The following is a 24,116-nucleotide window of genomic DNA, read 5'->3' on the forward strand; positions in this document are numbered from 1 at the left end:
AAAACGACGAACCAATTTTAGAAAATTAGGAAATTTCTTTCTGAAGAAATGTCAGCCGAATACTATCACTGTACAAATCTGAGAAAACCATAATTCTCGCAATGCCTCTTCCAGGTCTCATAGAGGAACTTTACAAACTCCGAATCGTACTTATCTAATTCATTCTTTCTCCTCTTCAGATATTCATAGAATCTGGATCGAGATGGTTTTCTCGAATTTAACAACTGTTCAATCGGATACTACCGTACAACAGCATTAGAATAAAATAAACTTTTCTAAAAGGTTTTCCCAAAAGATAAATTAAAAAATGCATTCCCTGACTTTGAAACTGAACTTACAGCAAGGTTTTGCTCATAAAGGGTTGTCGATATATTAGCAACTTGTGTACCTGGATCAAATATTCTTTGATCATATTGTGCCTTAGCGGAACGCCCACCTGTGACTTCTTTTAGAATTCCAATTTCTGTCTGTAAAAATGAATTTTCCCAAAAACTCCATCGCCATCCAAAATTTAGTGTAACGTAACCTACATTAAATCTCCTATATACTATATCCGTAGCTGATGAAGTTGTAAACCCCTGATTCCCTCCTAAAATAAAATCACGCCCCAAGTGAAAATTTTGCCTATAATCTGGCTGCCTACCAAGCGTCAACGTAATAAAAAATGAATTTGCAAATGGAAAGTATCTTAAATATGCCAATCCACCTGTTTTACTTGACTTCGAAGATTTATTAGAGCAAGAAAGCAATTGTGAATCGCAGCCGCTCGCAAAGTTATTTTCGATTTCTGCATCTCGCATAGTATAATTTAACGTTAATCCTATAGCAAATTTAGAAGATAGCCTTCTTTCATACGAAATTGTAGATGCAACAACTGGATCTAAGACTGAAGCACCAACCATTACTACATTTTGTTTCAATTCCTTTTCCTCTGCGTATAAAGGAATTGAATATAAAAATCTAAAAGCCAAGATACATAAATATGTTCTTTTGATAATCATTCGAACTTTTCCAAAATAGATTTATAAGGTGCTTTATCGTCGCAAAGAATCAGGCAATTTTCTTTGTCTAAGTTCATAAGAACATCACCTCCTAATATCGATATCCCGGAAGAAAACCAACTCTTCTACATTAGTTTATTTTCCTAACTGGAGATCCAAAACAATCTCCAAAAGAAATCAGATTCCCTTTTTACCAAATTTCCATTGATTATCCGATTTCTCTTATTTTAATATAACTGTGTCCCTGACTCATTTGAAAAAGTTGATTTTACTCTGGGCTGTACCCTTCGTAACATATTGCAATCGCGGAAGCAGTTCCGATATGGCACAGAATTTGACCCTGATTTCTCTTCTTACGGGGGGATCCGGGTGTGCGACTTTACAACCTACGAGTACTGTGCGACGGATGGCATTCGGCTATTTCAACGAGACAATAGGAACAGATCAAGGAATTCATACCGAAAATAAGATGCTAATTAACAATCTTGAATTAGGTCGAGGCGTGGTAATGATTTCTACTTCGACTGATTTGTCAAAATACTCGTCCTTTTTTTATAAAAATTACGATCCTTGTTCTCAAGTAGATACGTATCAATCCTCTCCTTCGCCCGATATCGCCTTGCACCAACATTCTCCAAATATTTCAGTGCCTGGTCCCATTTCTGGGTCTGGAAATTATTTGGTCATTACGGAATCAAATCAGGCGACGACCGCTGCCCCATCTGATGTTATGGTCTCGCTTAGTTCCGCAAATCCTTGCAAAAGCCCTGTTATAGTTACTACTTCGAGTCAGCCTGTGAGCTTTTACCAGATTGGATCGAATTCACTCCTTTTTCTCTATATATCGAACATTACCATTAGCCAGTCCGTAAATATTTATAGCACCACTACCAGTTTAGTACCTTTTGCGAATTTCCAATATCTATCGGGTACCAACGCTTGTTTTCCTGATTCCTTTAACACTGGAGCTTTTTCCATAAATGGAGCGAGTACATTTTATCATGTTATACTTAACCCTTCCACAAATGGTAGCTACTATATCTTCTTAAATGGAATAAACTTGGCGACACCAAGCGATATAACAGTAAAGATTCAATAATAATGATAAAATGATCGATAGATATCTTCCTTATCAAAGCGCCTATAATATAATCTTTTTAAATTACAAAGAAATCTATTTTTAGAATTTTACTCCTGCCGAAAAATTCAAAAAGGAACCACCAGGACGTGAAATATTACTTTGAGCATAGGCTACTTCGAAGAGCAACGTGTTTAGACTAGCGATGCTCGCTCCGGGCGCTGAAATACGACTGTCATAATGAACACTAACAGATCTATGACCGGAAAATTCTTTTATTGCCCCTACTTCGGCTTGAACAAAGAATTTTTCCCAGAAACTCCATCTCCATCCTACAGTGATAAGACCAAAATTTACATTCGTTCGCTTGTATTCTAACATTGTCACTGACGAACTCGTCGATGACGATGGAGAATCCAAATTAAAATCCTGATTTAAATGCATGTCTTGTTTTAAATTTGGTGTGTTTCCGGCACCTAACGATAGAAAGAAGGAACCTGAAAATGGATAAAATCGTAAAAATAACAATCCACCCAATTTTTTAGATTTATTATCAATCTTGCAATTTGAATCCGGCAAGATACAGCCGAATATTTCATTCTGATGCGATTCATCGTCAGATCGCACGAAATTAGCAGATAATCCGACCGAAAGTTTTTCCAAAGTAAATCGTTCGTAAGAAAGAGAAGTTGACAATACCGGTTCAATTCCGGAAAATCCCGCGAAAATAGCGTTTCTACTTTTTTTTCCTTCCCCATCCTCAGCTAAAATGGGTAGTGATAAAAGGAGGAAAATAATCGAAAAATTAGCGAAACTGGGGCGAGAGCGGTACACTCGATTTCTCGAAATAGAAGCCCGGAGGAAAGCTACGCTTGGTCTTCTTTTGTCGAAGAATTGTGTACTGCTCTCGGTTAGGATTGTCAACAAAAAATATCTACCTCAGAATATCGTTCAACAAACGACCTAACATCTGATCCTGCGTTTGGACGGTTTTTTGGTTCGCTTCATAGGAACGATTCACTTCGATCATTTCCACCATTTCGGTGACTACACTCACGTTAGACGCCTCTAGATACCCTTGGAGAACGTTCGGTTCGTCTTTCTCTTCGAAGGGCATCGGCTCTCCGGACTCGGGCGTATCGGAATAAAAGGAATCCCCTTCCTTATCCAAATGCCTCGGATTTTCCACGGTCCGTATTTTGATCTTATCCAACAGAACCGGAGTTTCGAATCTGTTCTTGTCTATGGAAGTGGAATTGACCGGATCGTTTCCGATTTCTCCGTTGATCCACACTTCCCCGTTTTCCCGGATGATGAAATTTCCTCTAGCGACTTTGATAGGACCGTTTTCTCCCATCAACGGAAATCCCTGAGGGGTGACCAGATACCCGTTCGTATCCAGAACGAATGCTCCGGAACGGGAAAGTCTTTCCCCCCGGTTCGTAAGCACGCTGAAAAATGCGGGGTGCTCGTTCCCGGGACGATCCTGGAGCATCAGATCGAAAGGATTGTCCGTCTTCTTTACGGCTCCCTGTTCGAACCTCGTATAAACTTCGTTGATTTCCCCGCCTAATCCTAGTTTGCCGATTACTGGCGCGGTGTCGAAGGATCCCATCGGAACCTTACCCACTCCGTCTTCGTTGTATCTATGCAGCAATAATTCGGGAAATGTTTTGAATACCGTGGTATCTCTCTTATATGCGGTCTTATCCACGTTGGCCAAATTGTTGGAGATCACATCCATCCGTGTCTGCTGGATGGTCATCCCGTTGGACCCGGTATATAATCCTCGTAGCATACCTTTTCTCCCGTTCTACTTCCGTAATGTACATCGGTATTTTTCGGATTTCCGAAAGAGGGATTTTGTCCCATATAGAAAAAACCTTTGACAGTCCCTTGTCTCGCAAGGATATCTATCCGTTAAATGAAAATGAAAGGGTACTTTCTTTCCGTCGGGGCAGGCAGAAACCAATTACCTTTAATCCGAGCTTGCAGGGATTTGGGGCTGGAAGTCATCTCCGTCGACCGAGACGACCGCGCTCCCGGCTTTGCTCTCTCCAACCTCAAAATCATAGAATCCACCAACGAATATCGCAAAATCCATAAATTGGTTTCGGAAAACCCTCTTCCCATTCCCGTTCTCGGGGTCGGCACCAGGTCTTACGGAAAAGCGACTTACACCACCGCTTATCTCGCCGAAAAGCTGAAGTTACGGTACGCGAGTACGGACTCGATCTCTCTTTTTTCGGACAAGCGTATCCTAAAATCCGTCGCGAGCGGAAAAGGGATCCGTGTTCCGAATGAAATTCCTTTTTCGGAACTCAAGGCAAAGGAGAAATCCTTCCCCTTCCCTTGGATCCTGAAGCCGAGCCAAGGCAGCGGCAAACAAGGAATCCAACTCCTCCATTCGAACTCGGATGTGGAACGTTTCCTTTCTACCCTAAATACTACAAAAAAGAAAAAGAGCAAAACGTCTCCCAAAGCGCCTTCTCCAAAATCGGTTCCTGAGGAAAAATGGGTATTGGAAGAGTTCATCCTCGGAACGGAATGCACCGTTTTGGGTCTGGTATCGGATACGGAATTTCATCTAGTTAGTCTCACCTTAAAGGAGACTTCCGATTTCCCTCCCTTTCTGGAGGCGGCTCATAGACTTCCCTTTCCGAAAAAGGAACTCACTGGAGAAGTCTTGATGCTTTGCAGATCCTTGGTAAAAGCCACCGGATTAAAGAACTGTCCTTTCGTTGCGGAATTCAAAATCGATCCTTCCGGAGAACCCGTATTGATCGAAGCCGCACCGGAAGTCGGAGGAGAATACCTAGCCGACGTCCTGATTCCCGAATATTCCGGTTACGATTATTTTGCCAACTTGGTAAAGCTGCTCGTAGGAGAACCCTTCGACCCGCCACCTTCTCTTTTGAAGATCGACTCGAAGCGGAAAGCGCAGATCCGATTCGAAATTCCTCCGCGCGGAGTCTCGGTACTAAAACGGTTTTCCTCTTTTTCCAAAACCTCTTCCGAAAAGATACTTTTTGAAAAAGGTTTACAGGAAGTGGGTTCCAAATTGGACACATCCGCCGGAAACGAGGTCAGGCCCATGGTGATAGGAATCGAATCCCGCACCTCCTCTCCGGAAGAAGCCTGGAGCGAAAGCGTCAAAAGTAGAATCAAGGCCGAATACGATGTCCGCTGACCATCCGTCAAAGGAAGTTTGGGAAAAGCATTACACCAGACCCAAATCGAAGCTCGCCTATCCGGACGAGAATTTGGTTCGTATTTTAGCGCGCATCCCATCTCCGGGAGATTCCTTCCAAGCCCTGGATTTCGGTTCCGGTTCCGGAAGACATTGTGTGTTGTTAAAAGAATTCGGCTACGAAGTCAGCGCGGCCGATTACAGCCAAAACTCGATTTCTTCGATACGGGAATCTTTCCCTTGGACAAAAACATTTCTCTTAAACAAGCCACCCTACCCTTTTTCGGATTCCGCATTCGATCTCGTTGTCTGCTGGGGAGTATTGCATTATAATCCTCCCGAGCTTGCGAGAGAAATGCTACTCGATATAAAACGTATTATGAAAAAAGGATCCTTTCTTGCCGCTTCCGTTCGCGCCGAAGGAGACACTCATTTGCGGGCAAAAGGGGAAAGGATAGGAACTCCCGACTTGGAAGGCGGATCTACTTGGTTTTATTCCGAAGATGAGATGAGACGAATCGGATCCGATTTCGATTCCTTTCAACTGGGATATACGGAACGAACACCTTTGGGAAAACTAGAAGAGAGGATTTGCCATTGGATCTTTCTCGCGAGGAAGTAATCCGGAAAGAATGCCCGACGGACGGACTATGTTCCTGGGAACCTCTATACGTCTCGGAGTTTCAGGACTTCCATCTGCAAATCCGGATCTGCAAAACCTGCGGATTCCAAGCGCAATTCCCTCGCCCGAAACCCGAGGAATTGTATACGGAAGATTATTATACGGGAAAAGAAGGCTTCACTTACAGGGACGAGCGACTCACGGAAAAATACGATCGATACGTCTGGTTTGCAAGATTGAAGAATATCTCCCGATTCAAGTCCTCGGGAAATTTTTTGGATGTCGGTTGCTCCTTCGGAGGCTTCCTCCAATGCGCCCGAGAAAAAGGGTTCTCCCCTTTCGGCGTGGAAATCTCGCCCTATTCCTCCGAAGTCGCAAAATCCAGAGGGATAGAAGTTTGGACTGGCCAATTTCTAGAAGCGGACCTACCCGAAAATTTCTTCGACGTGGTAACCATGATCGAAGTCATAGAACACCTGGAAAATCCGAAAGCGGTCTTCGATAAGTTAGCGCGGATCCTAAAAACGAACGGACTCCTTGTACTCCAAACGGCAAATTTCGAAGGATGGCAGGCCAGAGAAGCCGAAGCGAAATACCATTACTATCTGCCGGGGCACGTATATTACTATTCCGCCTCTCTGATTCATAAAATTCTTGCCAAGAGGGGATTTCGGAAGCAAATTACCTACTTCGGAGTGGATTTTCCGTTGCTTGCCAAACTTTTAAAATCCAGAGGCTCCTTTTCCTCCTGGAAGGATTACGGAAAATGGTTTTGGACCGCTTTGTACCATTTCCGTAGCAAACTCAAACAGGGCGGTTATCCTCTAACTTCTTCCATGGTACACTACGCGGTCAAACGATGAATTCCCATCCCAACCACAAATACAGCAGACTTTTCGATTATATTCCTGATTCTGGAATATTAAGAAAATTGAATTTTTCGGCGAGAGTCCTGGCCTCTTCCGCCTACCGTTTCGTCAAGGATGACTGCCTGATGAAGGCTTCCGGAATTTCCTACACGACGATCGTTTCCTTGATTCCGATGTTCACCGTGGCTCTTTCTCTGCTTACGATCACTTCCGGCCTGGAAAACAGAAAAGAGGAGATTTTCGACAGGATCAACGTCTTCTTTCTCGCGAGTAACATCAATCTGGACATCAATCCGTATTTGGAAACGATCGGAGATCTGATCGACGCGGCGAGGCAAATCGGCACAATCGGATTCGTAGTTCTCGTTTTCTCCGCCACCGCTGTGCTTCGTTCCTTGGAAAACGCCTTCAACGCGATTTGGCGCATCGAAGTCAGTCGTTCGTTTTTGCAAAAATTCGTATTTTATTTTTTTATCCTTTCGATAGGGCCGCTTTTGATCGTAATCGGACAAGGCCTGGTGGAGCGGATGACCGATTTCTTCCGCCCTCCTCACTATTTGAGCATGGACAAGGAACCGGACGGAAAGATCTGGATCGCCGGGGAAAACGGAAGCTTATTCAGACTGGATAAGGATTTAAAAGCGGATTATTCGTTAAACGAATCGGATATCGATCTGGAAAACATCCGTTGTCTCGATTCCTTCGGAACCAGACTGGACCTTTGTAAGAAACCGGAACTTCGCCGCGAGGAGTTCACCAAGGTTTTGGTCCGTGAGGAAAAAGTCTACGCCCTGTCCAAGAAAGGACTCTTTTTACACAGACCTTTGGAAGGTTCCGTCTGGAGCGCGATTTATTTCGAAAACGTCCAATTCTCCGATTTCGAATTCGTGGCGGACGGAAATTTTTATTTCATTTTCGGAAACGGGGAAGTCTTGCATTTTTTCAACCAAGGAACCAGCTATAAGCCTGTCTTTCCGAACACTCTGAAAATCCAAGCGAACCGGATTTATTTTCCCGAATTCGACCAAGGGTATCTCGTGGACGACGACGGAAACGTATGGAAGAGCGAAGACGGAGGCTTGACCTGGAGCGCAAACAAGATCTCCGGCCAGGGCCTGAAAGACATACATAGGATCCGCCCCGGAGAACTCATCGTAGCGGGAGAAAGAGGCGCCATCTACAAAACCGCGGACGGCGGACATACCTGGAAAAACCTGACCCACAAACGTTATACGTTCCGAAAAGTTTGGTCGATGGAAAACCAGGAATCCACGGATATTTTTCTGTTAGATTCCTTGGGAAATATCCTAGTTTCCATAGACGAGGGTGAACATTGGAATTCCTTTTATGTTCCCGCGGGCGGGAAAGTCTTCGCATCCGTCCTCTTCGACAGGAACGAAAACGGTAGATTCCGACTTTTGAATATTGGCGAATATAAAAAGATCAGCCTCTCGGAATACAGGGACGTGAAGTACGTAACAAAGATCATCCAAGGCGGCGACTCCCTACTTTCCCCCTACAATATATTGAAACTCGCATTTCCCTTGACCGCGATCTGGCTGTTTTTCCTGTCCTTATTCACGTTGATCCCCAATACGCGCGTCCCGATCCGCGCTTCGTCCATAGGCGCTGCGTTTACCAGCGCGATCTTTCTGCTCTTCCTCTACGGTTTTCGGGTGTATCTCACTTCGTTCTCGGAAACCACAATGATCGTGTACAAGGCTTTGGCCGCCATACCCATCTTCCTCATCGGAGTATATTCCCTTTCTTTAATCGTACTGTACGGCGCGGAGATCACCGCCTGTGTCCAGTTCCCGGCGAGATATCTTGTCCCTTTCCAATTGGCGGAAGAACAACATACCGCGTTCGGATACGAATTCCGGAAACTCTTGGCGGTCCTAAAAGCAGCTTATCTGGTGCAAAAGGAGGAAAAGACTTCGGCGAGCGAGGGAGCTCTCGCAGTCCGATCCGGAATCAATCCGGGAGAAATCCCTAGGTTGACCAAAACGCTTTCTCAAGCAGGTCTGTTAAGCGAAACGACGGACGAGACGTGGGTTCCTTCCGCTTCGGGAGAAGATCTTACTTTAGCAGATTTTTATAGGAAAATCCCCGAACCTCTATTGAAAGAGGACGGACACGGAATTTATCCCGACAAGGTCCGGGAAAAATTGGAACGCACGGAAGCGAACTTCCAAAAGGATTTGGACTCGATCACATTCCGGGATTTGATCGAGGGAAGGTAGCTTTCTCCGAATTAAGCCTTCGAGTTCAGCTTGGAAACCGGAGGCAGATTGGAAGACAAAGACTGATAGATCTGTTCCGCCAATCCTAAAGAGGAGTTTGCGGATAGATTCTTGGAGTATTCGTCGTACAACATATCCTCGAAAATTTCCTCTGCATATCCGCCTTCTATCAGACCGGATTTATGAACGGTGGATTTCATTTCCTTTAACATCATCTTTACGAATACGGATTCGAATTCCACGGATGCGTCGTATAATTTCTTTCTGTACGGATCCACGGAGATTTCTTCCCGGATATTGTGAGGCATACGCACTTCCGAGGAAGAGACTTTTCCGGATAACTTATCGTTGAATTCCTCGCGCAGCGCTTCCGGAAAACTCCGAGCGCCTCGGATCTGCTTTTCTTCCCGTAACAGATTTTGGATCTCCGGTTTTTCGATCAGATTCAATCTGTTGGAATAATCGTTGATTCTATCGATCATATTTATTGCACCTCCAGTTCCGCGTGCAATGCCCCGGCGGATTTCAGGGCTTCCAAGATGGCGATGATATCCTTGGTCGAGGCGCCCACTTTATTCAACGCGTCCACCACGTCCGAAACCTGGGTTGCCTCCTGTATGACGAAGGATTCCTTGACCGTCTGTTGGTTGTCTCTTCCTAGTCTCTGGGTGCGACGGTTTTTATCCGCTACGGATAAACTCAGTCCGGAACGGGAGACCGCCACTTCGTCGATGACGATACTTCCCCCCATAACGATGACTCCGGTACGCTCGTTGATAACCACTTTGGCTCTAGGAGAGGATTCCACTGTGATGTTTTCCAGATCCGAAAGTAAGGCCAATAGACCGGGAGACTTTGCGGAAAATCCGGGTCCGACTTCCATCACGATTTCGGAAGGGGAAAGCGCTTGGATCGATTCGCTTTTCAGACCGAATTTCTCGGGAACGGTCTCCCTGATCTTATTGATCAAATTGTTTAAAAGGGAAAAATCGGGAGAGTTCAATCGTACGACCACTCTTTGGCTGGAAAAGAATTCTTCCTTCAATTCTGACTCTACGATCGCCCCTTGGTGGACGGTGCCCACAGTCTTTTTGGAGCTCCGAGAAGAACGTTCGTTATCCGGTTTTCCTCCGAAGGAAATCACTCCGCTCGCCACCGCATAGATCTTATCGTTTGCGGTCTTTAACGGAGATTGTAAAAGGACTCCACCTTCCAGGGACTTCGCGTCTCCGATCGAAGAAACCGTTACGTCCAATCGATCGCCTTTTTTGGCGATCGAAGGAATATTCGCGGTGATTAATACGGATGCGATATTTTTGATCTGATCCGGTTTCAGATTCGATTCCACGCCCAGATTTTTCAGATAGTTCTTCATGCTCTCCGTCGTCATCGGAGTCTTGCTATCTCCGGTACCGGGCAGACCGACGACGATTCCGTATCCGGTGATCTGATTCACTCTGATCCCTTCGATTTTGGCCAGATCCTTGAGGCGTACCTCTGCGGCAAACGCAAAGGAAAAGCCGAAGAGAAAGAGAGACAATGCGAAGATCCGATTCATTTTGATTCACCTAACAGACGGTTTAGCTGCTCTAAAATGATCCTTTGCTTTTCTTCGTCCGAAAGTTCCGCCTTTAAAGTCACGGATCCGTCCGGATTCGTGATCGTTTTCATCGCGATCGGAGGCCTTAGATCCTTAGGCTCTATCCTTCCGACAAATTGGATCTGAAGGTCCGCGATCCGATCCGCATCCACCGAATTATCTCTGGAAAGAAATTCAGGGGAAAGCCTCCCGCTCAAGGAAACGGAGGAAGGTTCTCCGTTATAGGTGGAAGTCCTTTGCCCCTGTACGGTCAGCAGTCCGGTAGCCGGATCGATCGCGGTGACCGTCGCAGTAAGACTTCCCTTCAATTTTCCTTGGGATTTTATCTTTCCTTTATTCTTTCTTACGATACTTCTATCGCTGTTAAAGGACGGGTTGTCCGGAATGATTTTTTTGTCGGGAACGGATTTCACGGTGATATTCTCGTCCGCGGTGGATTCGATTTCGAATTCGGCGTTCCATCCATCCTTCAAACGGACAAAAACGGCGGTCCCTACTTTCAGGTTCTGGGACCTGGCATAAGGGTTCTTGTCCTGCCATTGCGAGAGTTCCTGCGCGGCGAGGGCCATACCCGCTCCGACCAGAATCGATAAGGCGGTGAATCTTTTTCTTCCCGTTACAAACATCTTAATTCTCTAATAGTACGGTGTTCTTCTCGACGACCCGTGCGCTAAGTTTTCCGTCCTTAGAATAGGAAGTCACTTCCACCGAATCGCCTACGTTCCCGGAACTGAGAGCCTTCGTTTTTGTCCTCAGCACCAAATTGCCGCGTGTGTATACCATTTGGACGTCCCCGCCTCTCTGAACGTCGAACAGGAAGCGCACATGTTTTTTCCGCAGCAGTTCCCCGGGGGGAAGGTCCTTCAAGGCGGTGGCCCCGATACTTTCCGGACCGACCCCGTCCGTAAAGGATTCCTCGGCAAACACAATCCTTTCCTCCAAAGAATCCGCGTCCAACTTCTCCCCTTTCGAAATCGCCTTTTTCGTAAAATAGGCGGAGGTCTTCTTTTCCACCTTGAATTTGATCCTTTGGGTATGAACCTTTCTTTGCTGAAAATAATAATCCAAGGAAGCTACGATTTGCCCCGCGTGAACCGTTTGCGGAATCCCCGCCCATCTTAGTTCCACTCCGGAAGCAGGGACGGATCTTTCCCCGCCGATATACGTGATCCGAAATTCCTGCTCGGAATCGTGGGAAAATTTCGAGATCTCCTTGTACAAACTTTCCTCGAGGTCTTTCGAATCCAATTCCGAGTTCATCGGGAGAACCAAGGTTTCCTTTCCGGAAAAATGGAATTGGGGAAACGACCTTTGCATTTCCTCCGGCCGTAGGAGAACGGGAGCCTCTAGGTTCTTCAACACCACGGGATCTTCCGATCCGTCCGGCAATCTTGCGATTTCGGAGAGTCTTACTTCCTTTTTTTCCGTCAAAAGTTTTCCGCGAAGATAAGCCGTTTCTATCGCATGCAAATCTCCTGCAACCGCTACGAGCGACTGCAAGAGAAAGCAGAAAAGCGAGAAGAAACGGCGACTCATTTCGATTAACGTTTCAAGCCGATCGCCGTGGAGAGCATGTTATCCGAAGTCTGTATCGCCTTCGAATTGGATTCGTAAGCTCTTTGAGCCACGATCATATTCACCATCTCTTCCACGATCTTGACGTTGGACATCTCCAGGAATCCCTGGAGCACGTTTCCGAAACCCTCCATTCCTGGAGTACCGGGGATTTCGGGGCCGGAAGCTACGGTTTCCTGAAACAGGTTCTTACCGATGGCCTGCAAACCCGCAGGGTTTACGAAGCGGTACAATTCGACTTGTCCTATGACCGTCGGGCGAACATCGGCGCCTATTTTTACGGTCACTTCTCCTTGCTCGGAAATCATCAACGTGTTCAGGATCGCTCCCTCCGGAAGGATGATCGGAGGCTCGAGCAGGTATCCGTTGGAAGTCACTACTTGTTGGTTGGAATCGATCTTGTAGGAACCGTCGCGGGTAAAAGCGAAACTTCCATCGGGCATTTGGATTTTGAAAAATCCCATTTCGCTGGTGATCGCCAAATCCAATTTATTTCCCGTCGCTTGGAAGGAACCGATTTCGAACAATTTCTGCGAAGCCGCCGCGCGAACACCGTGTCCTACGTTGACTCCTGTGGGGATCTCGCTCACCGAAGTTGCCGGAGTCCCCGCTAATACCATGTGCTGATAAACCAAGTCCTCGAAATCGGCTCGATTCTTTTTGAACCCGGTCGTATTGACGTTCGCAAGGTTATTGGAGATCGTATCGATATGGAATTGCTGGGCGATCATTCCGGTCGCCGCGGTCCAAAGGGATCGCATCATGGGAGAATACCTCTGGTTTTTTATCGGCCGATTTGAGATTTTCCCTAGGAATTCCCCCTTTTTTTGGAGGAATTCCCGTTTGCGAAACGGGCTTAGGAACGGTGGAAGTCGGAAAAAATCCTATTTATAATTCCGAAAGATGACGCAACGATTGGAGTTGGTTCCTTTTTCGTTATTGGAAACGTTCCAGCAATTGGCCAGTTTCGTGAATTTTTGGTCGTTGATGTACGTGTTTTCCCAGACAAGACTCGTTCCCTCTGCGCACCGGATCACGTATTCGTCCAGATTGAACACGGTCTTACCTTTTCTCACCTCGCCTACCTCCATCACCAGGAACCCTCCCGGCTGGAGTACACGGGACAATTCCCTCAAGGTGCCTTGGATGAATTCGCACCAACCGGCCAGAGTGGCGAAGATACTCGGTTTTTGTTCCTTCTCCAAGGAGATATTCAGGAACCAATACCTGAGCCAATTGTCCTCTTCATAATTCACTTTGTCTAGAAAAGGAGGAGAGGTCACTACCAGATCCACGCTCGAATCGGCGATTCGGCTCATATTCATAGAGGATTGATTCGTATAGAGATTCCGGGACGAAAACTCGTGGAAAAAAGGCGGAAGCTTTTCCCGTAAATCCCGTTTGAGCTTTTGCAAAATCCTGGGTTTTACTTCACGGTATTCCGGAACGATGCCTTTCTTTTCGTTGTTCCTCTTTTGTGCCGTAGGAGGGATGGAAATTTGCGGAAAACTGTAAACGGAAAAAAATCCGGGACTATGACCGTGGAGCCTGGATAGCGCGGTGATACCCAGATATTTCGCTTCGGGGGAAGTATCCTCCGAAAGAATTCGTTTCAAATTCTTTAATTCTTTTAACGTATCCTTGTGATAGAAGTGCAATAAACCCGAGTCCCCTTCCTCTTCGGGGAGATCGGAGCTCAGATCGAAACTCGCCAATTTTTCTTCCAATTCGGATACGGAAGGGATGATCCTTCTGGATTGGACGAGCGCCAAGGACATGGGACTGATATCGTTGTGAACCGCGATATGCCCTTCTAAATTCGCCTGGATCGCTGTCGTCCCTCTGCCGCCGAAAGGATCCAAAACCACGCCTTTTCTAGTACCCAAATATTTTCCGATAAAAAAGGAAGGCAGCTCCGGTTTAAAGGATGCGCGGTAACTGACGACGTAATGGATCGGGTGAGCTTGTCTTTGCTTGGAGGTCCAAAATTCCCCGATTTGGATTTTTCTTTCTCTTTCGAGTATCGCCGTGTTCGTTCTAGCAGCCATCTACCCTTATTTTTCGGAAGGTCGAATCATTCTGAAGTTCGGAAATTTTTCCCGTTCATCTTTTTACGAAAAGATCCGCGACATAAACGGAGGACTCTTCGATCGGCTTTCCTGCTTGTCCTGATAGCGTTCCGGAAAAATTCTGCAGAGGAAACCGCAAACGGAAAAGAGGATGATTCAAACGATGGAAACAAACGCGATGTACGAGGAGTTCGTCGCGGAAAGAAAATCGAACGGCAGATGGGAACTGGCCGGATTCGTCGTAGGATACGGATCCTACTTAATCTGCTTTTGGATCGTCTTCGGGTTGAAGCGGGAAAACCCTCTTTTTTCTTCCCTCTTCTTCTTAGGTCTATTCACCCGGTTCGCCAGCCTCATGATTGGAAGAGTATTCTTGGTTCCGAAAGTCTTTCTTCGACTGCTCTCCCCCGACGAAAAAGAAAGTGATTCGGCTTGGCAAACCGTCGACACGCACCGCGACGAGATCCTGGGAAGACTTGCGAGAAATATCTACGGCTGGAACGACCCGAGCGAACTCTACCGAATGGACCGAAAAGAACTCTGCGATTTTCTGAAAGAAAAGACGGTCTTGAATTGGCGGAAGATCGCGCGGATCTTTTTGTTTTTCTATTTTCCGGCCTGCGCTATCGTTCTGTACCTGACCTATCTGGCTTGGACGGAATGAGAGTCTTAGCAGGAGCTTCACTCGCGATTCTACTATTCGGGTGTTTCGGGACTTCCGTAAAAGAAGCTCCGTCTCGAACGGAAAATCGGGAATTTCCGGGAAGAAAAATTTGCATTCTATATTTGGAATCCGAATCGGACACCGTCGTGGAAATCAATCCTACGGTCTGTAAGACCCGAACGCCTCCCCTACATACGTTCCATCCTGCCATCGCCTTGGCCGCCCTCGAGTCGGGCAGCCTGAAAGATCCGAATGCACTCTACAAATGGGATCGCACCAAGTATCCTTATATCCGATGGCAGAAGGACCTGAACCTACAATCCGCTACGGAGTCGTCTGCGATCTGGTACTTCCAGAAGTTGGTCCGGGAAACGTCCCTGCCCAAAACGAGATCCTGGCTGCAAAACGCCGGACTCCCGGCAAACGCGACGGAAGAAAATCGGGCGTTCTGGCTAGAGGAGGGTTATTCCCTGAACGGGGAGGACTTCTTCGGATTTTTGCGAAACCTAGTATTGCAAAGACTTCCGGTACGGGAAAAAAACCGCGCGGCCGTACTTGCGGCGCTGGAACGATCCCCGGGAAAAATCAGCAACCCCACGGGAACCCACACTCTGGGCGGAAACTGGGGAGAAGCGGAGCGCTTTTATTCCGACTCCGGTACAGCCTATCTAGGAGGCAGGAGTCTTTCCCTTTTTTGGTTCTTTTGGAAATCGGGCACAAAGAGCAGATTATTTTTTTCCAGAGTGGAAAGCGAAACGGAGATCCTAAATCCTCTCGATGCAGCGCGCATCGGAACGGAATTCCTGCAAAAGGAACATCTGTGGGAAAGGTTCTTTTTTTCCCGCTAAACCCCCTTCGGTTTCGTTTTTTTCCCCGGGAATCCTGCCGAAAAAGATTCTTCTTTTCCCGGAAACCGCGTCCAACGATCATGGAAAGTCGTAGGCACCTGTCCTCTGTACTTCCGCGCTAACTGGATGAAACGTAACGCACTGTACTACACCGTCTTAATCGTCTCCTTTATCGCGGCTTTTCTAATCCTCTTACACTTCGGAAAAAAAGTAGAAACGGATCTTCCGAACCAATCTCAAATACGGAGTTCTTCGATCGGTTTCCAGATCGGCGCCTTTTTACCCGCGGAGCTTTTGACCAAAGGTTTAAAGGAACCTTTTGCTCTTCTTCTCTTCCAGATCGGACTCGTCATGGTCGCGACCAAACTCTTCGGAAAAGTCTCGGTGGCATTCGGCCAGCCCGCAGTGATCGGAGAGATCGTGGCGGGAATTCTGTTGGGTCCATCCTTGTTCGGTTACTTATTTCCGGAAGGATACGCTACGGTTTTTCCCAAGCCTTCTCTTGCGATCCTCCAATCCATCAGTCAGATCGGATTGGTTTTCTTCATGTTCGTCATCGGAATGGAATTGGATCTGAAGACGTTGAGAAACCAAGCGGACTCCGCGATCCTCATTTCTCATGCAAGCATCCTTCTCCCTTTCCTATTGGGAGGAGTGTTGGCCCTCTCCTTCTACTCCAGGCTGGCTCCGGAAGGAATTAGTTTTCTTTCCTTCTCTCTTTTTATGGGAATCGGGATGAGCATTACCGCCTTTCCCGTCCTTGCTCGTATCGTACAAGAGAAAGGATTGACCAAAACGAAATTGGGAAACTTGGCCCTGACCTGCGCCGCTTCGGACGACTTGACCGCGTGGTGTCTATTGGCCTGTGTGATCGCCCTCGTCCAGGCGGGAGGTCTACTCTCCGGACTCCTGACGATTCTATTGGCCTTACTTTATATTCTTTGCATGTGGAAACTGGTTCTCCCCTGGATGCGGAGGGCGGGTCACATCTTTACGAACCGCGAGGCTTTTACCAAAACCGCGGTCGCATTCTTTCTGCTATTCCCTCTCGGCTCCGCGTGGGTCACCGAGACCATAGGAATACATGCTTTATTCGGAGCCTTTCTCGCAGGCACAGTCATGCCGGATCGCCCGAAACTCAGAACCCTTTTGGCGGAAAAAGTCGAGGACGTCAGCACCGCCATCTTTCTACCTTTATTCTTCGCCCTGACCGGAATTAGAACCCAAATCGGTTTGTTAAACGAAGGCGGTCTCTGGATCGATTTTCTCTGGGTTCTCGTCGTCGCGATCGTCGGTAAGTTCGCAGGCAGCGCCTTAGCCGCAAGAGCGTCCGGCAAGGATTGGAAGGAATCCTTGTCCTTGGGAGCGCTGATGAACACCCGAGGTCTCATGGAGCTGATCGTCCTGAACATCGGCTACGACCTGGGCATTCTTTCCTCCCAGGTTTTTTCCATGATGGTGCTCATGGCTCTCGTCACCACGTTCATGACGGGTCCTTCGTTGGGCGCAATCAACCGCTTTTTCTCCTCGTCGTCCGCTCCGGGAAAAGAGAGAAAAAACGGAGGGATTCTCATCGCCTTCGCTCTTCATTCCAGGGGCATCGACCTTCTTCGATTGGCCAACGGATTCTTTTCTCCCGGATCCAAAGGCAAGGAAGTCACCGCTTTGCACATGAGCCCCGATTCCTCCATTTCCGGAAAAGTGGCCCAGAGATACGAAAAGACGAGTTTCGAACCCTTGCAAAAACTTTCCAAAGAATTCGGGATCAGGCTGCGGACTCTTTACAAACCTTCGGATAACGTCACCCGCGATATATTAAAAACGATTCAATCAGGAAATTATAATATATTTTTGACAGGCGGAGCCAGATCCCTGTTCAGCGACGACGTATTAGGCGGAAAGATCCGAACCCTTCTTTCCGAATCCGAAAAAAACGCTGGAATTTTGGTCGCGGAAAAACTGGGAAAAATCGACCGCCTAACGGTAGCCATGTATTCGGAATCGGATACGAAACTCCTTCCTGTCGCGGTCCGACTTTCCAAGAACCTCGGATCGAAAGTGGCGGTCTGGGATCCCAGAGGTGGAATCGCTCGTCTTCCCCAAAAAGATCGGAACCTATTAAAGAAAGAAAGGATTCCGATCCTACGAGAATCGGATCCGACGGTATTGGGAGAAGCCGATCTCATCATCTGCAACCTGGAGACCTGGGAAGCGGAACCGGAACTCCACAACTGGGAACTTTCCGACGGATCCGGGTTGTTCCTGATCCGATTCGCCGGAAATTCGGAATTCGTTTAATGGAAAACCGAGTCGTCTTCGGCCTTCAGATAATATCCGACTCCCGGCTCCGTAATGAGAATTTGAGGCTTACTCGGGTCCTCTTCTATTTTTTTCCGGATTTGATTCACGTACACCCTTAGATAGCCGGCTTCCGAAATTTGGTTCGGTCCCCAGAGTTCCTTTAAAATCTGGGTTTGGGTGATGATCTTTCCCGGATACGTAGCCAATAATTTCAAAAAGGAATATTCGGTCGGAGTCAGTCGGACATCCTTCCCCGATTTTGTAACCCGTCGGGAGCCGAAGTCCAATTCCAGAGTTCCGATCCTCACCTTGACATCCGTTTTTTCCGGAGAGGAATGCCTGAGCAAAACCCGGATTCTCGCTAGGAGTTCTCCCACTCCGAAGGGCTTCGTGAGATAGTCGTCGGCTCCGGCATCTAAGAGACGGATCTTATCTTTCTCCGCATCTCTCACGCTTAATACCAGAACGGGAACCTTGGAACCGCTCTCCCGGATCCTTTCCAGAAATTCCTCACCTCCTTTGTCAGGCAGGCCTAAATCGAGAATCACCACGTCGGGTCGGATCATGTAGAATTTGGACAATGCGTCCGTCACGGAAACGGCTTCCTCCAATTTATATCCTTCCGACTCGCAGGCCATTCGGAGCAATCGACGGATTTGTACCTCGTCGTCCACCGCGAAAACGATGGGGCTAGCCAAAAGATTCCTCCAAAGGAGGGAAGGTCATGACTGGAATTCGTATTAGAAAACGGGCTCCCCCCTCCGCACGATTTTCGGCCCAAATTTTTCCGCCCTGCGCTTCCACAAGCCCCTTACATATGGACAACCCGAGACCGGTGCCATGAGCGTAAGAAGACACCTTAGTGAATTTGTCGAAGATCCTTTCCTCTTCCCCCTTCGGAATTCCGGGTCCCTCGTCTTCGACGACCAGGAGAAGATGGTCTCTCGGAACACTGGCACGAACCCTCACCGGGGTTCCTTCCGGAGTATGTAAAAAAGCGTTTTGGATGAGATGAATGAGCACTTGCTGCATGATACGGTTGTCCAATCGCACGAGAGGCATGTTTTCGTCCACCTCCGAGACCAAGCTGTGGGAACCTTTTTCACTCTCCTCTTCCGCCACGGCGCCTAACACCAAATCGGCGGGGTCTTCCCATTGCAGGTCCAATTGCAGACGGCCCGATTCCAGGCGGGTCATGTCCAGAAGGTTGTTCACTAACCTTTCCAATTTTCGATACGCACCGCGGATTTCCTTCAGGAGAGAGATCTCCTTGCCCTTGTCTCCCTGTATCTCTCGATCCAGCAAATCCAGGGAAGCGCGGATTACCGTTAAAGGCGTACGGAATTCATGACTTACGGAATTGAAGAGAGCGGAATGCAATCTTTCCGACTCCTCCACCATACGAGCGTTTTCTCTCAATCCCAGAAGTTGGATCCTTTCCAGAGCCAAAGCGATCTGATTCAACATGGAATGGAGGAGCGCGTCTTCTCCCGGTTCCAAAGGTTGCTTGGATTCCCGATCCAAACCCAGGACTCCGAAACAACCTCCGGGAGAAAGAAGAGGAAGATACAGTCCTCGGGAAAGAGGGACCGTGTCCGTGGAATTTCCGGAAGGTTTTCTATTTTGGAAGGACCAGGATGCCAGCGCGAATTCCCTGGATTCCGGAATGAATCCGCTTTTGGGGTGAGCGGTCCTGTCCAGGCGACCGTCCTTATCCGCAATGACTACGAAGATAGGACAGGAGAAGGTTTTCGTCAGGACTTCCACTGACGCGTTCACGATTCCGTCCGTCGTATGCGTTCTGGAAAGCGCAAGAGAAAGCTCGTACAAGGAAGAGATCGCCTCTTCTCCGTATTTCAACGCTTCCTCTCTGGATCTCAACCGGGTGGTAAAGACTCCGAGCACCATCGCGAGCACGAAGTACATCACGAACATCATCCAATCCTCCAGTTTCCCGATAAAAAACGTGAACCTCGGAGGGATAAACAGGAAATTCCAGAGCAATGCGGAAAGAGCGGAAGTGACCAGAACCGGACCGCGCCCCGCAAACAAGGAAATGAACATTACAAAAAAAAGATATACTAATCCGATAGACCAGTAGCCCACCAGATTCAGAAGCAGAAGGTTCACCGAAGTGACCGCCAAAAGTCCTAAAAAGGAAAAGAAATACTGGATAGGCCCGGACTTTCCGATCCACCAGATAGGTCGTAAATTCTTGTATTTTCCTTCCCCTCCCGGAACGACGACCAATTGGAAATTCGCGGATTCCGCGGATAGCCTTTCCAGCAGGGAGCCTCCCTCCAGAAAATGCCGGAAACGACTGTGAGTGGTCCGACCGATCACCACATGGGTGGCCTTGGTTCTCTCTACGGCCCTTAGGATCCCCTGTACTAGATCCTTTTCGGGAAGGCTTAGGATCTCGGCTCCCAATTCTCTCGCCAATTGAAGATGGGAATGCAACTGTTTCCTTTCCTCGACCGTAAGGCTCCTTCCGTTTTCTATGTAAACCGTCACCCAACTGCACTTCAGTAAAAAAGCCATTCTCTTGGCGTGACGGATCAACTCCCCGGACCCGGGAGCGGGACTGATCGCGACCAGAATCTTTTCCGATAATTTGGAATCCTTCGTGGGCTCGAGTCGGGAAAGTTCCCTGTCCACGAGCTTGGAAGTATAACTTAAGGCAAGTTCCCGGAGAGCCGTCAGATTCGGAACTCGAAAGAAAGAACTTAAAGCGCCCGCCACTTTTTCGGAGGGATAGACCTTTCCTTCTTTCAATCTTTTGATCAGGTCGTCTGGGACAAGGTCCACTAATTCGACTTCATCGGCGATCTCGAGGATGGAATCCGGTACTCTTTCCGAGACGGGAGCCCCGGAGAGTTCCTCCACGATATTGGCTCGGCTTTCCAAATGCTGTACGTTTAACGTGGAATACACGTCGATTCCATGGTCCAGAATTTCGAGTACGTCCTGGTACCTCTTCGGATGCCGGGAACCCGGAACGTTCGTATGCGCCAATTCGTCGACCAGGACCAGTTCGGGTTTTCTTTCCAGCACCCCGTCCAGGTCCATCTCCTCCAACTCGACGTTCTTGTATTTCGATTTCTTTCGGGGAAGTAGCGCCAAGCCTGCCGCTTGCTCTTCCGTCTCTTTTCTTTTATGGGTCTCCAGATAACCCACAACCACGTCTCTTCCCTCGGACTTGGCTTTTTGCGCGTCCCGGAGCATCTCGAAGGTTTTCCCCACGCCAGCCGCCATCCCGAAGAAGATCTTGAACTTTCCTCTGGACTGCGATTCCGCTCCGATCCTGGAAAGCAATTCGTCTGGATCCGGTCTTTTTTCCTCAGGATAGGTCATACGGTTTTTTTACTTCTCTCTTTAGTGATTCTTTCCGTCGGAACGTTGCGCCAATTGCGCCGAGTCTTGCAAAGCCAAATTCAATTTGAGGACGTTGATCTTTTCCTCGCCGAAAATTCCCCATTGCGGAGGCTCCGAAACTTGCACGATTAGATCTTTTAGATGCCGAATTTGTTCTTCGTTTAATCCTCTTGCTTTTGCGACTAATGGAAGCTGGTATTCCGCCGCCCTAAGACTCAAATGCGGATCCAGACCGCTTGCAGAAGCGAAAACCAATTCTGCCGGAACCTCTTCGGCCCCTCCTCTCTCCAACCAGTATTTTCTTCTTTCCTCCATCTGTTTGCGTAGCGTCTCGCTAGTCGTTCCCAGATTGCTCGCGGCTCCTGACTCCGGGTTAAATCCGGCAGCGGAAGGTCTGGGGTGAAAGAATTCCGGGGAATCGAACTTTTGAGCGAGTAACGCTGATCCCGCCACTTTTCCGTTCCTCACGATCAGCGAACCCTGACTCTGTTCCTTAAATACCATCTTTCCGATTCCGTAAATTAAGAAAGGATAAAGGACTCCGCAAAGGACAGTCCAAAAAAAGAATTGAGAAACTACTCTTCTCATACGAACCACCCTTGGACGTAATTCAACAGAACGTCAATGATTTTGATGCCGAAAAAAGGCAATAGCAAGCCGCCGAAACCGTAAATGAATACGTTTCTCGCCAACACGGAATCCGCTCCTATAGGACGATACTCGACGCCCTTCAGGGCCAGAGGTACTAAAAACACGAGTATCAACGCGTTGAAGATCACCGCACTTAAGACCGCGGACTCCGGACTTCCTAATCCCAGGAAGTTCAGGACTCCTAGACTTCCTTTCCCGAACATGGGATACAGACTCGCAAAGATCGCCGGAAGAATGACGAAATACTTCGATACGTCGTTTGCCACGCTGAACGTCGTCAAAGATCCTCGGGTCATGAGAAGCTGTTTTCCGATTTCCACGATCTCGATGAGCTTGGTCGGATTGCTGTCCAAGTCTATCATGTTCCCGGCCTCCCTTGCGGTTTGAGTTCCGGTATTCATCGCGACTCCGACGTCCGCCTGAGCGAGAGCCGGCGCGTCGTTGGTTCCGTCTCCGATCATCGCGACTAATTTGCCGGAGGCCTGCTCTTCCCGGATTCGTTTCAACTTACTCTCGGGAGTCGCCTCCGCGATAAAATCGTCCACTCCCGCTTCTGCAGCGATCGCCGCCGCGGTAAGAGGATTGTCTCCCGTGATCATCACGGTCCGGATTCCCATCGTTCTTAAACGGGCAAAACGTTCTCGGATCCCGCCTTTTACGACGTCTTTCAAATGTACGACGCCTAAAATTTCCCTGCCTTCCGAAACTACGAGAGGGGTTCCTCCTTCCTTCGCTATGTCCTCCACGATTCGAACGATCTCGTCCGGAAATTCTCCACCGAGTCCGATCACGTAATTTCGAATCGCATCCGACGCTCCCTTCCGGATGTTCTGTCTGCTTTTTCCATCTGCCTGGGACGTAAAATCCACTCCGCTCATCTTAGTTTTGGCGGTGAACGGAACGAAGTTTCCTCCCAGCTCGGAAAGGTTCCTACCTCTGATTCCGTATTTTTCCTTGGCGAGCACTACGATGGATCTACCTTCCGGTGTTTCGTCGGAAAGAGATGCGAGCTGTGCGGCGTTCGCAAGTCTTTGTTCCTCCACTTTCGGAGCCGGTAAAAACCTCGTCGCCATCCTGTTTCCGAACGTGATGGTTCCGGTCTTATCTAAGAGAAGCACGTCTATATCGCCTGCCGCTTCTATGGCTCGTCCGGATTTTGCGATCACGTTCCTACGAATCAAACGGTCCATACCGCTGATTCCGATCGCGGAAAGCAAACCGCCGATCGTGGTGGGAATCAGGCAGACCAAAAATCCCACAAGAGCCGGAAGAGAACCGGAAAGACCTAGATCTCCTCCTCCTTCTTTTAAGCTGTAATGAACCGCCGGAACCAAGGTGGCAACAGCCAAAAGAAAAACGAGGGAAAGCGCAGAAAGCAGAATGGATAACGCGATCTCGTTCGGAGTCTTTTGTCTGGCCGCTCCTTCCACCAAAGCGATCATCTTATCGATGAACGTCTTTCCCGGGTCTGTCGTGATCTGAATGACGACCTTGTCGCTTAACACTTTCGTTCCTGCGGTCACCGCGGATCTATCACCGCCCGATTCCCGAATCACGGGAGCGGATTCTCCGGTAATTGCGGATTCGTCCACGGATGCGATTCCGTCCACAACCTCTCCGTCTCCGGGAATGATATCCCCGGCTTCACAGATCACCTTGTCTCCCGTACGAAGTTGGGAAGCCGGAACCTTAGTCTCCGAATTCCCGGTCAATTTCCTTGCCTGAGTCTCGCGCCTGGTTTTCCTCAAGGATTCCGCTCTCGCTTTTCCCCTACCTTCCGCAAGTGCCTCCGCAAAATTCGCGAACAATACCGTCGCCCAGAGCCATAAGGAAATTTGCGCGGTAAAAGCGAGATGCCCCGAACTTGAAAACAATTCCGCAGTCGTCAGAATCGCTCCCAAATATACCATAAACATCACCGGGTTTTTCCACTGAGTCCTGGGATCTAATTTGAGAAACGAATCCCGGATCGCGCGAAGTAAGAGATCGGAGTCGCCGAAAAACGAAGTCTTTTTATTGGAAGTCATAGA

At 48.2% G+C, this 24,116-nt stretch carries 21 protein-coding genes; 8 read left to right on the top strand and 13 right to left on the bottom strand.

The window, feature by feature from the left end:
* Nucleotides 1-275 precede the first annotated feature (275 nt).
* Entirely contained in the window at nucleotides 276-1,001 is a 726-nt protein-coding gene (locus EHO60_RS02050; protein ID WP_135766519.1) for a hypothetical protein, read from the bottom strand.
* 322 nt (nucleotides 1,002-1,323) lie between these two features.
* On the opposite strand from EHO60_RS02050, the gene EHO60_RS02055 reads away from it, so the two are divergent.
* Complete coding sequence (locus tag EHO60_RS02055; RefSeq protein ID WP_135766520.1) at nucleotides 1,324-2,100, top strand: hypothetical protein; 777 nt, start codon at nucleotides 1,324-1,326, stop codon at nucleotides 2,098-2,100.
* Nucleotides 2,101-2,181: 81 nt separating this feature from the next.
* Here EHO60_RS02055 and EHO60_RS02060 read toward each other — a convergent pair whose 3' ends face one another.
* Nucleotides 2,182-2,913, bottom strand: a complete 732-nt coding sequence (locus EHO60_RS02060) for a hypothetical protein (RefSeq protein ID WP_135766521.1) — start codon at nucleotides 2,911-2,913, stop codon at nucleotides 2,182-2,184.
* 100 nt (nucleotides 2,914-3,013) lie between these two features.
* The gene (locus EHO60_RS02065; protein WP_135766522.1) at nucleotides 3,014-3,877 is read right to left on the bottom strand and encodes a flagellar hook-basal body protein; all 864 of its coding nucleotides are present in this window, start codon (nucleotides 3,875-3,877) and stop codon (nucleotides 3,014-3,016) included.
* Between the two features lie 126 nt (nucleotides 3,878-4,003).
* On the opposite strand from EHO60_RS02065, the gene EHO60_RS02070 reads away from it, so the two are divergent.
* The 4 genes from EHO60_RS02070 to EHO60_RS02085 are packed head-to-tail and all read left to right on the top strand — an operon-like array spanning nucleotide 4,004 to nucleotide 9,003.
* Nucleotides 4,004-5,269: an ATP-grasp domain-containing protein gene (locus EHO60_RS02070; protein WP_135766523.1), complete on the top strand. Its 1,266-nt coding sequence runs from the start codon at nucleotides 4,004-4,006 to the stop codon at nucleotides 5,267-5,269.
* The gene (locus EHO60_RS02075) at nucleotides 5,259-5,891 is read left to right on the top strand and encodes a class I SAM-dependent methyltransferase (RefSeq protein WP_135766524.1); all 633 of its coding nucleotides are present in this window, start codon (nucleotides 5,259-5,261) and stop codon (nucleotides 5,889-5,891) included. The genes EHO60_RS02070 and EHO60_RS02075 overlap by 11 nt, the downstream gene beginning before the upstream one ends.
* Nucleotides 5,867-6,754 carry a class I SAM-dependent methyltransferase gene (locus tag EHO60_RS02080; protein ID WP_135766525.1) on the top strand — a complete coding sequence of 296 codons (888 nt, stop codon included), beginning with the start codon at nucleotides 5,867-5,869 and terminating at the stop codon, nucleotides 6,752-6,754. The genes EHO60_RS02075 and EHO60_RS02080 overlap by 25 nt, the downstream gene beginning before the upstream one ends.
* The gene (locus tag EHO60_RS02085) at nucleotides 6,751-9,003 is read left to right on the top strand and encodes a YhjD/YihY/BrkB family envelope integrity protein (protein ID WP_135766526.1); all 2,253 of its coding nucleotides are present in this window, start codon (nucleotides 6,751-6,753) and stop codon (nucleotides 9,001-9,003) included. The genes EHO60_RS02080 and EHO60_RS02085 overlap by 4 nt, the downstream gene beginning before the upstream one ends.
* 11 nt (nucleotides 9,004-9,014) lie before the next feature.
* On the opposite strand, the gene EHO60_RS02090 is transcribed toward EHO60_RS02085, so the two are convergent.
* The 6 genes from EHO60_RS02090 to EHO60_RS02115 form a co-directional block, all read right to left on the bottom strand.
* A complete protein-coding gene (locus tag EHO60_RS02090; protein WP_135766527.1) occupies nucleotides 9,015-9,485 on the bottom strand; it encodes a rod-binding protein in 471 nt (156 codons plus the stop codon).
* Nucleotides 9,486-9,487: 2 nt separating this feature from the next.
* Complete coding sequence (locus EHO60_RS02095; RefSeq protein ID WP_135766528.1) at nucleotides 9,488-10,561, bottom strand: flagellar basal body P-ring protein FlgI; 1,074 nt, start codon at nucleotides 10,559-10,561, stop codon at nucleotides 9,488-9,490.
* Nucleotides 10,558-11,229: a flagellar basal body L-ring protein FlgH gene (locus EHO60_RS02100; protein ID WP_135766529.1), complete on the bottom strand. Its 672-nt coding sequence runs from the start codon at nucleotides 11,227-11,229 to the stop codon at nucleotides 10,558-10,560. Before EHO60_RS02100 ends, EHO60_RS02095 begins: the two co-directional genes overlap by 4 nt.
* Before the next feature lies 1 nt (nucleotide 11,230).
* A complete protein-coding gene (gene flgA / locus EHO60_RS02105) occupies nucleotides 11,231-12,139 on the bottom strand; it encodes a flagellar basal body P-ring formation chaperone FlgA (protein WP_135766530.1) in 909 nt (302 codons plus the stop codon).
* 5 nt (nucleotides 12,140-12,144) lie between these two features.
* Nucleotides 12,145-12,942 (bottom strand): flagellar basal-body rod protein FlgG, encoded by a 798-nt coding sequence (flgG, locus tag EHO60_RS02110; protein ID WP_135766531.1) that lies wholly within the window; start codon nucleotides 12,940-12,942, stop codon nucleotides 12,145-12,147.
* A gap of 120 nt (nucleotides 12,943-13,062) precedes the next feature.
* A complete protein-coding gene (locus tag EHO60_RS02115; RefSeq protein WP_135766532.1) occupies nucleotides 13,063-14,226 on the bottom strand; it encodes a DNA methyltransferase in 1,164 nt (387 codons plus the stop codon).
* A 172-nt stretch (nucleotides 14,227-14,398) separates the two neighbouring features.
* Between EHO60_RS02115 and EHO60_RS02120 the strand changes: the two genes are divergently transcribed.
* From EHO60_RS02120 to EHO60_RS02130, 3 genes are all read left to right on the top strand, one after another.
* Complete coding sequence (locus EHO60_RS02120; protein WP_246028095.1) at nucleotides 14,399-14,911, top strand: hypothetical protein; 513 nt, start codon at nucleotides 14,399-14,401, stop codon at nucleotides 14,909-14,911.
* Nucleotides 14,908-15,759, top strand: coding sequence for a penicillin-binding transpeptidase domain-containing protein (locus tag EHO60_RS02125; RefSeq protein WP_135766533.1), 852 nt, complete (start codon nucleotides 14,908-14,910; stop codon nucleotides 15,757-15,759). Before EHO60_RS02120 ends, EHO60_RS02125 begins: the two co-directional genes overlap by 4 nt.
* 126 nt (nucleotides 15,760-15,885) lie before the next feature.
* Nucleotides 15,886-18,057 carry a cation:proton antiporter gene (locus tag EHO60_RS02130; RefSeq protein ID WP_135766534.1) on the top strand — a complete coding sequence of 724 codons (2,172 nt, stop codon included), beginning with the start codon at nucleotides 15,886-15,888 and terminating at the stop codon, nucleotides 18,055-18,057.
* On the opposite strand, the gene EHO60_RS02135 is transcribed toward EHO60_RS02130, so the two are convergent.
* The 4 genes from EHO60_RS02135 to kdpB are packed head-to-tail and all read right to left on the bottom strand — an operon-like array spanning nucleotide 18,054 to nucleotide 24,113.
* The gene (locus EHO60_RS02135; protein WP_135766535.1) at nucleotides 18,054-18,758 is read right to left on the bottom strand and encodes a response regulator; all 705 of its coding nucleotides are present in this window, start codon (nucleotides 18,756-18,758) and stop codon (nucleotides 18,054-18,056) included. The genes EHO60_RS02130 and EHO60_RS02135 overlap by 4 nt on opposite strands.
* Nucleotides 18,751-21,414, bottom strand: a complete 2,664-nt coding sequence (locus tag EHO60_RS02140) for a sensor histidine kinase (RefSeq protein ID WP_135766536.1) — start codon at nucleotides 21,412-21,414, stop codon at nucleotides 18,751-18,753. Before EHO60_RS02140 ends, EHO60_RS02135 begins: the two co-directional genes overlap by 8 nt.
* A gap of 21 nt (nucleotides 21,415-21,435) precedes the next feature.
* Nucleotides 21,436-22,023 carry a potassium-transporting ATPase subunit KdpC gene (gene kdpC, locus EHO60_RS02145; protein ID WP_135766537.1) on the bottom strand — a complete coding sequence of 196 codons (588 nt, stop codon included), beginning with the start codon at nucleotides 22,021-22,023 and terminating at the stop codon, nucleotides 21,436-21,438.
* On the bottom strand, nucleotides 22,020-24,113 hold the full coding sequence (gene kdpB, locus EHO60_RS02150) for a potassium-transporting ATPase subunit KdpB (RefSeq protein WP_135766538.1): 2,094 nt from the start codon (nucleotides 24,111-24,113) through the stop codon (nucleotides 22,020-22,022). Before kdpB ends, kdpC begins: the two co-directional genes overlap by 4 nt.
* Between the last annotated feature and the right edge of the window lie 3 nt (nucleotides 24,114-24,116).

It is taken from the genome of Leptospira fletcheri (assembly GCF_004769195.1).
Classification (GTDB): domain Bacteria; phylum Spirochaetota; class Leptospiria; order Leptospirales; family Leptospiraceae; genus Leptospira_B; species Leptospira_B fletcheri.

Excerpts from the sequence above, each read along its gene's own strand:
- flgG (WP_135766531.1), bottom strand. The coding sequence starts at position 12,942 with ATGATGCGATCCCTTTGGACCGCGGCGACCGGAATGATCGCCCAGCAA.
- EHO60_RS02055 (WP_135766520.1), top strand. The coding sequence starts at position 1,324 with ATGGCACAGAATTTGACCCTGATTTCTCTTCTTACGGGGGGATCCGGG.
- EHO60_RS02125 (WP_135766533.1), top strand. The coding sequence starts at position 14,908 with ATGAGAGTCTTAGCAGGAGCTTCACTCGCGATTCTACTATTCGGGTGT.
- EHO60_RS02100 (WP_135766529.1), bottom strand. The coding sequence starts at position 11,229 with ATGTTTGTAACGGGAAGAAAAAGATTCACCGCCTTATCGATTCTGGTC.
- kdpB (WP_135766538.1), bottom strand. The coding sequence starts at position 24,113 with ATGACTTCCAATAAAAAGACTTCGTTTTTCGGCGACTCCGATCTCTTA.
- EHO60_RS02075 (WP_135766524.1), top strand. The coding sequence starts at position 5,259 with ATGTCCGCTGACCATCCGTCAAAGGAAGTTTGGGAAAAGCATTACACC.
- EHO60_RS02065 (WP_135766522.1), bottom strand. The coding sequence starts at position 3,877 with ATGCTACGAGGATTATATACCGGGTCCAACGGGATGACCATCCAGCAG.
- flgA (WP_135766530.1), bottom strand. The coding sequence starts at position 12,139 with ATGAGTCGCCGTTTCTTCTCGCTTTTCTGCTTTCTCTTGCAGTCGCTC.
- EHO60_RS02120 (WP_246028095.1), top strand. The coding sequence starts at position 14,399 with ATGATTCAAACGATGGAAACAAACGCGATGTACGAGGAGTTCGTCGCG.
- EHO60_RS02090 (WP_135766527.1), bottom strand. The coding sequence starts at position 9,485 with ATGATCGATAGAATCAACGATTATTCCAACAGATTGAATCTGATCGAA.
- EHO60_RS02130 (WP_135766534.1), top strand. The coding sequence starts at position 15,886 with ATGAAACGTAACGCACTGTACTACACCGTCTTAATCGTCTCCTTTATC.
- EHO60_RS02050 (WP_135766519.1), bottom strand. The coding sequence starts at position 1,001 with ATGATTATCAAAAGAACATATTTATGTATCTTGGCTTTTAGATTTTTA.
- kdpC (WP_135766537.1), bottom strand. The coding sequence starts at position 22,023 with ATGAGAAGAGTAGTTTCTCAATTCTTTTTTTGGACTGTCCTTTGCGGA.
- EHO60_RS02140 (WP_135766536.1), bottom strand. The coding sequence starts at position 21,414 with ATGACCTATCCTGAGGAAAAAAGACCGGATCCAGACGAATTGCTTTCC.
- EHO60_RS02085 (WP_135766526.1), top strand. The coding sequence starts at position 6,751 with ATGAATTCCCATCCCAACCACAAATACAGCAGACTTTTCGATTATATT.
- EHO60_RS02070 (WP_135766523.1), top strand. The coding sequence starts at position 4,004 with ATGAAAATGAAAGGGTACTTTCTTTCCGTCGGGGCAGGCAGAAACCAA.
- EHO60_RS02095 (WP_135766528.1), bottom strand. The coding sequence starts at position 10,561 with ATGAATCGGATCTTCGCATTGTCTCTCTTTCTCTTCGGCTTTTCCTTT.
- EHO60_RS02115 (WP_135766532.1), bottom strand. The coding sequence starts at position 14,226 with ATGGCTGCTAGAACGAACACGGCGATACTCGAAAGAGAAAGAAAAATC.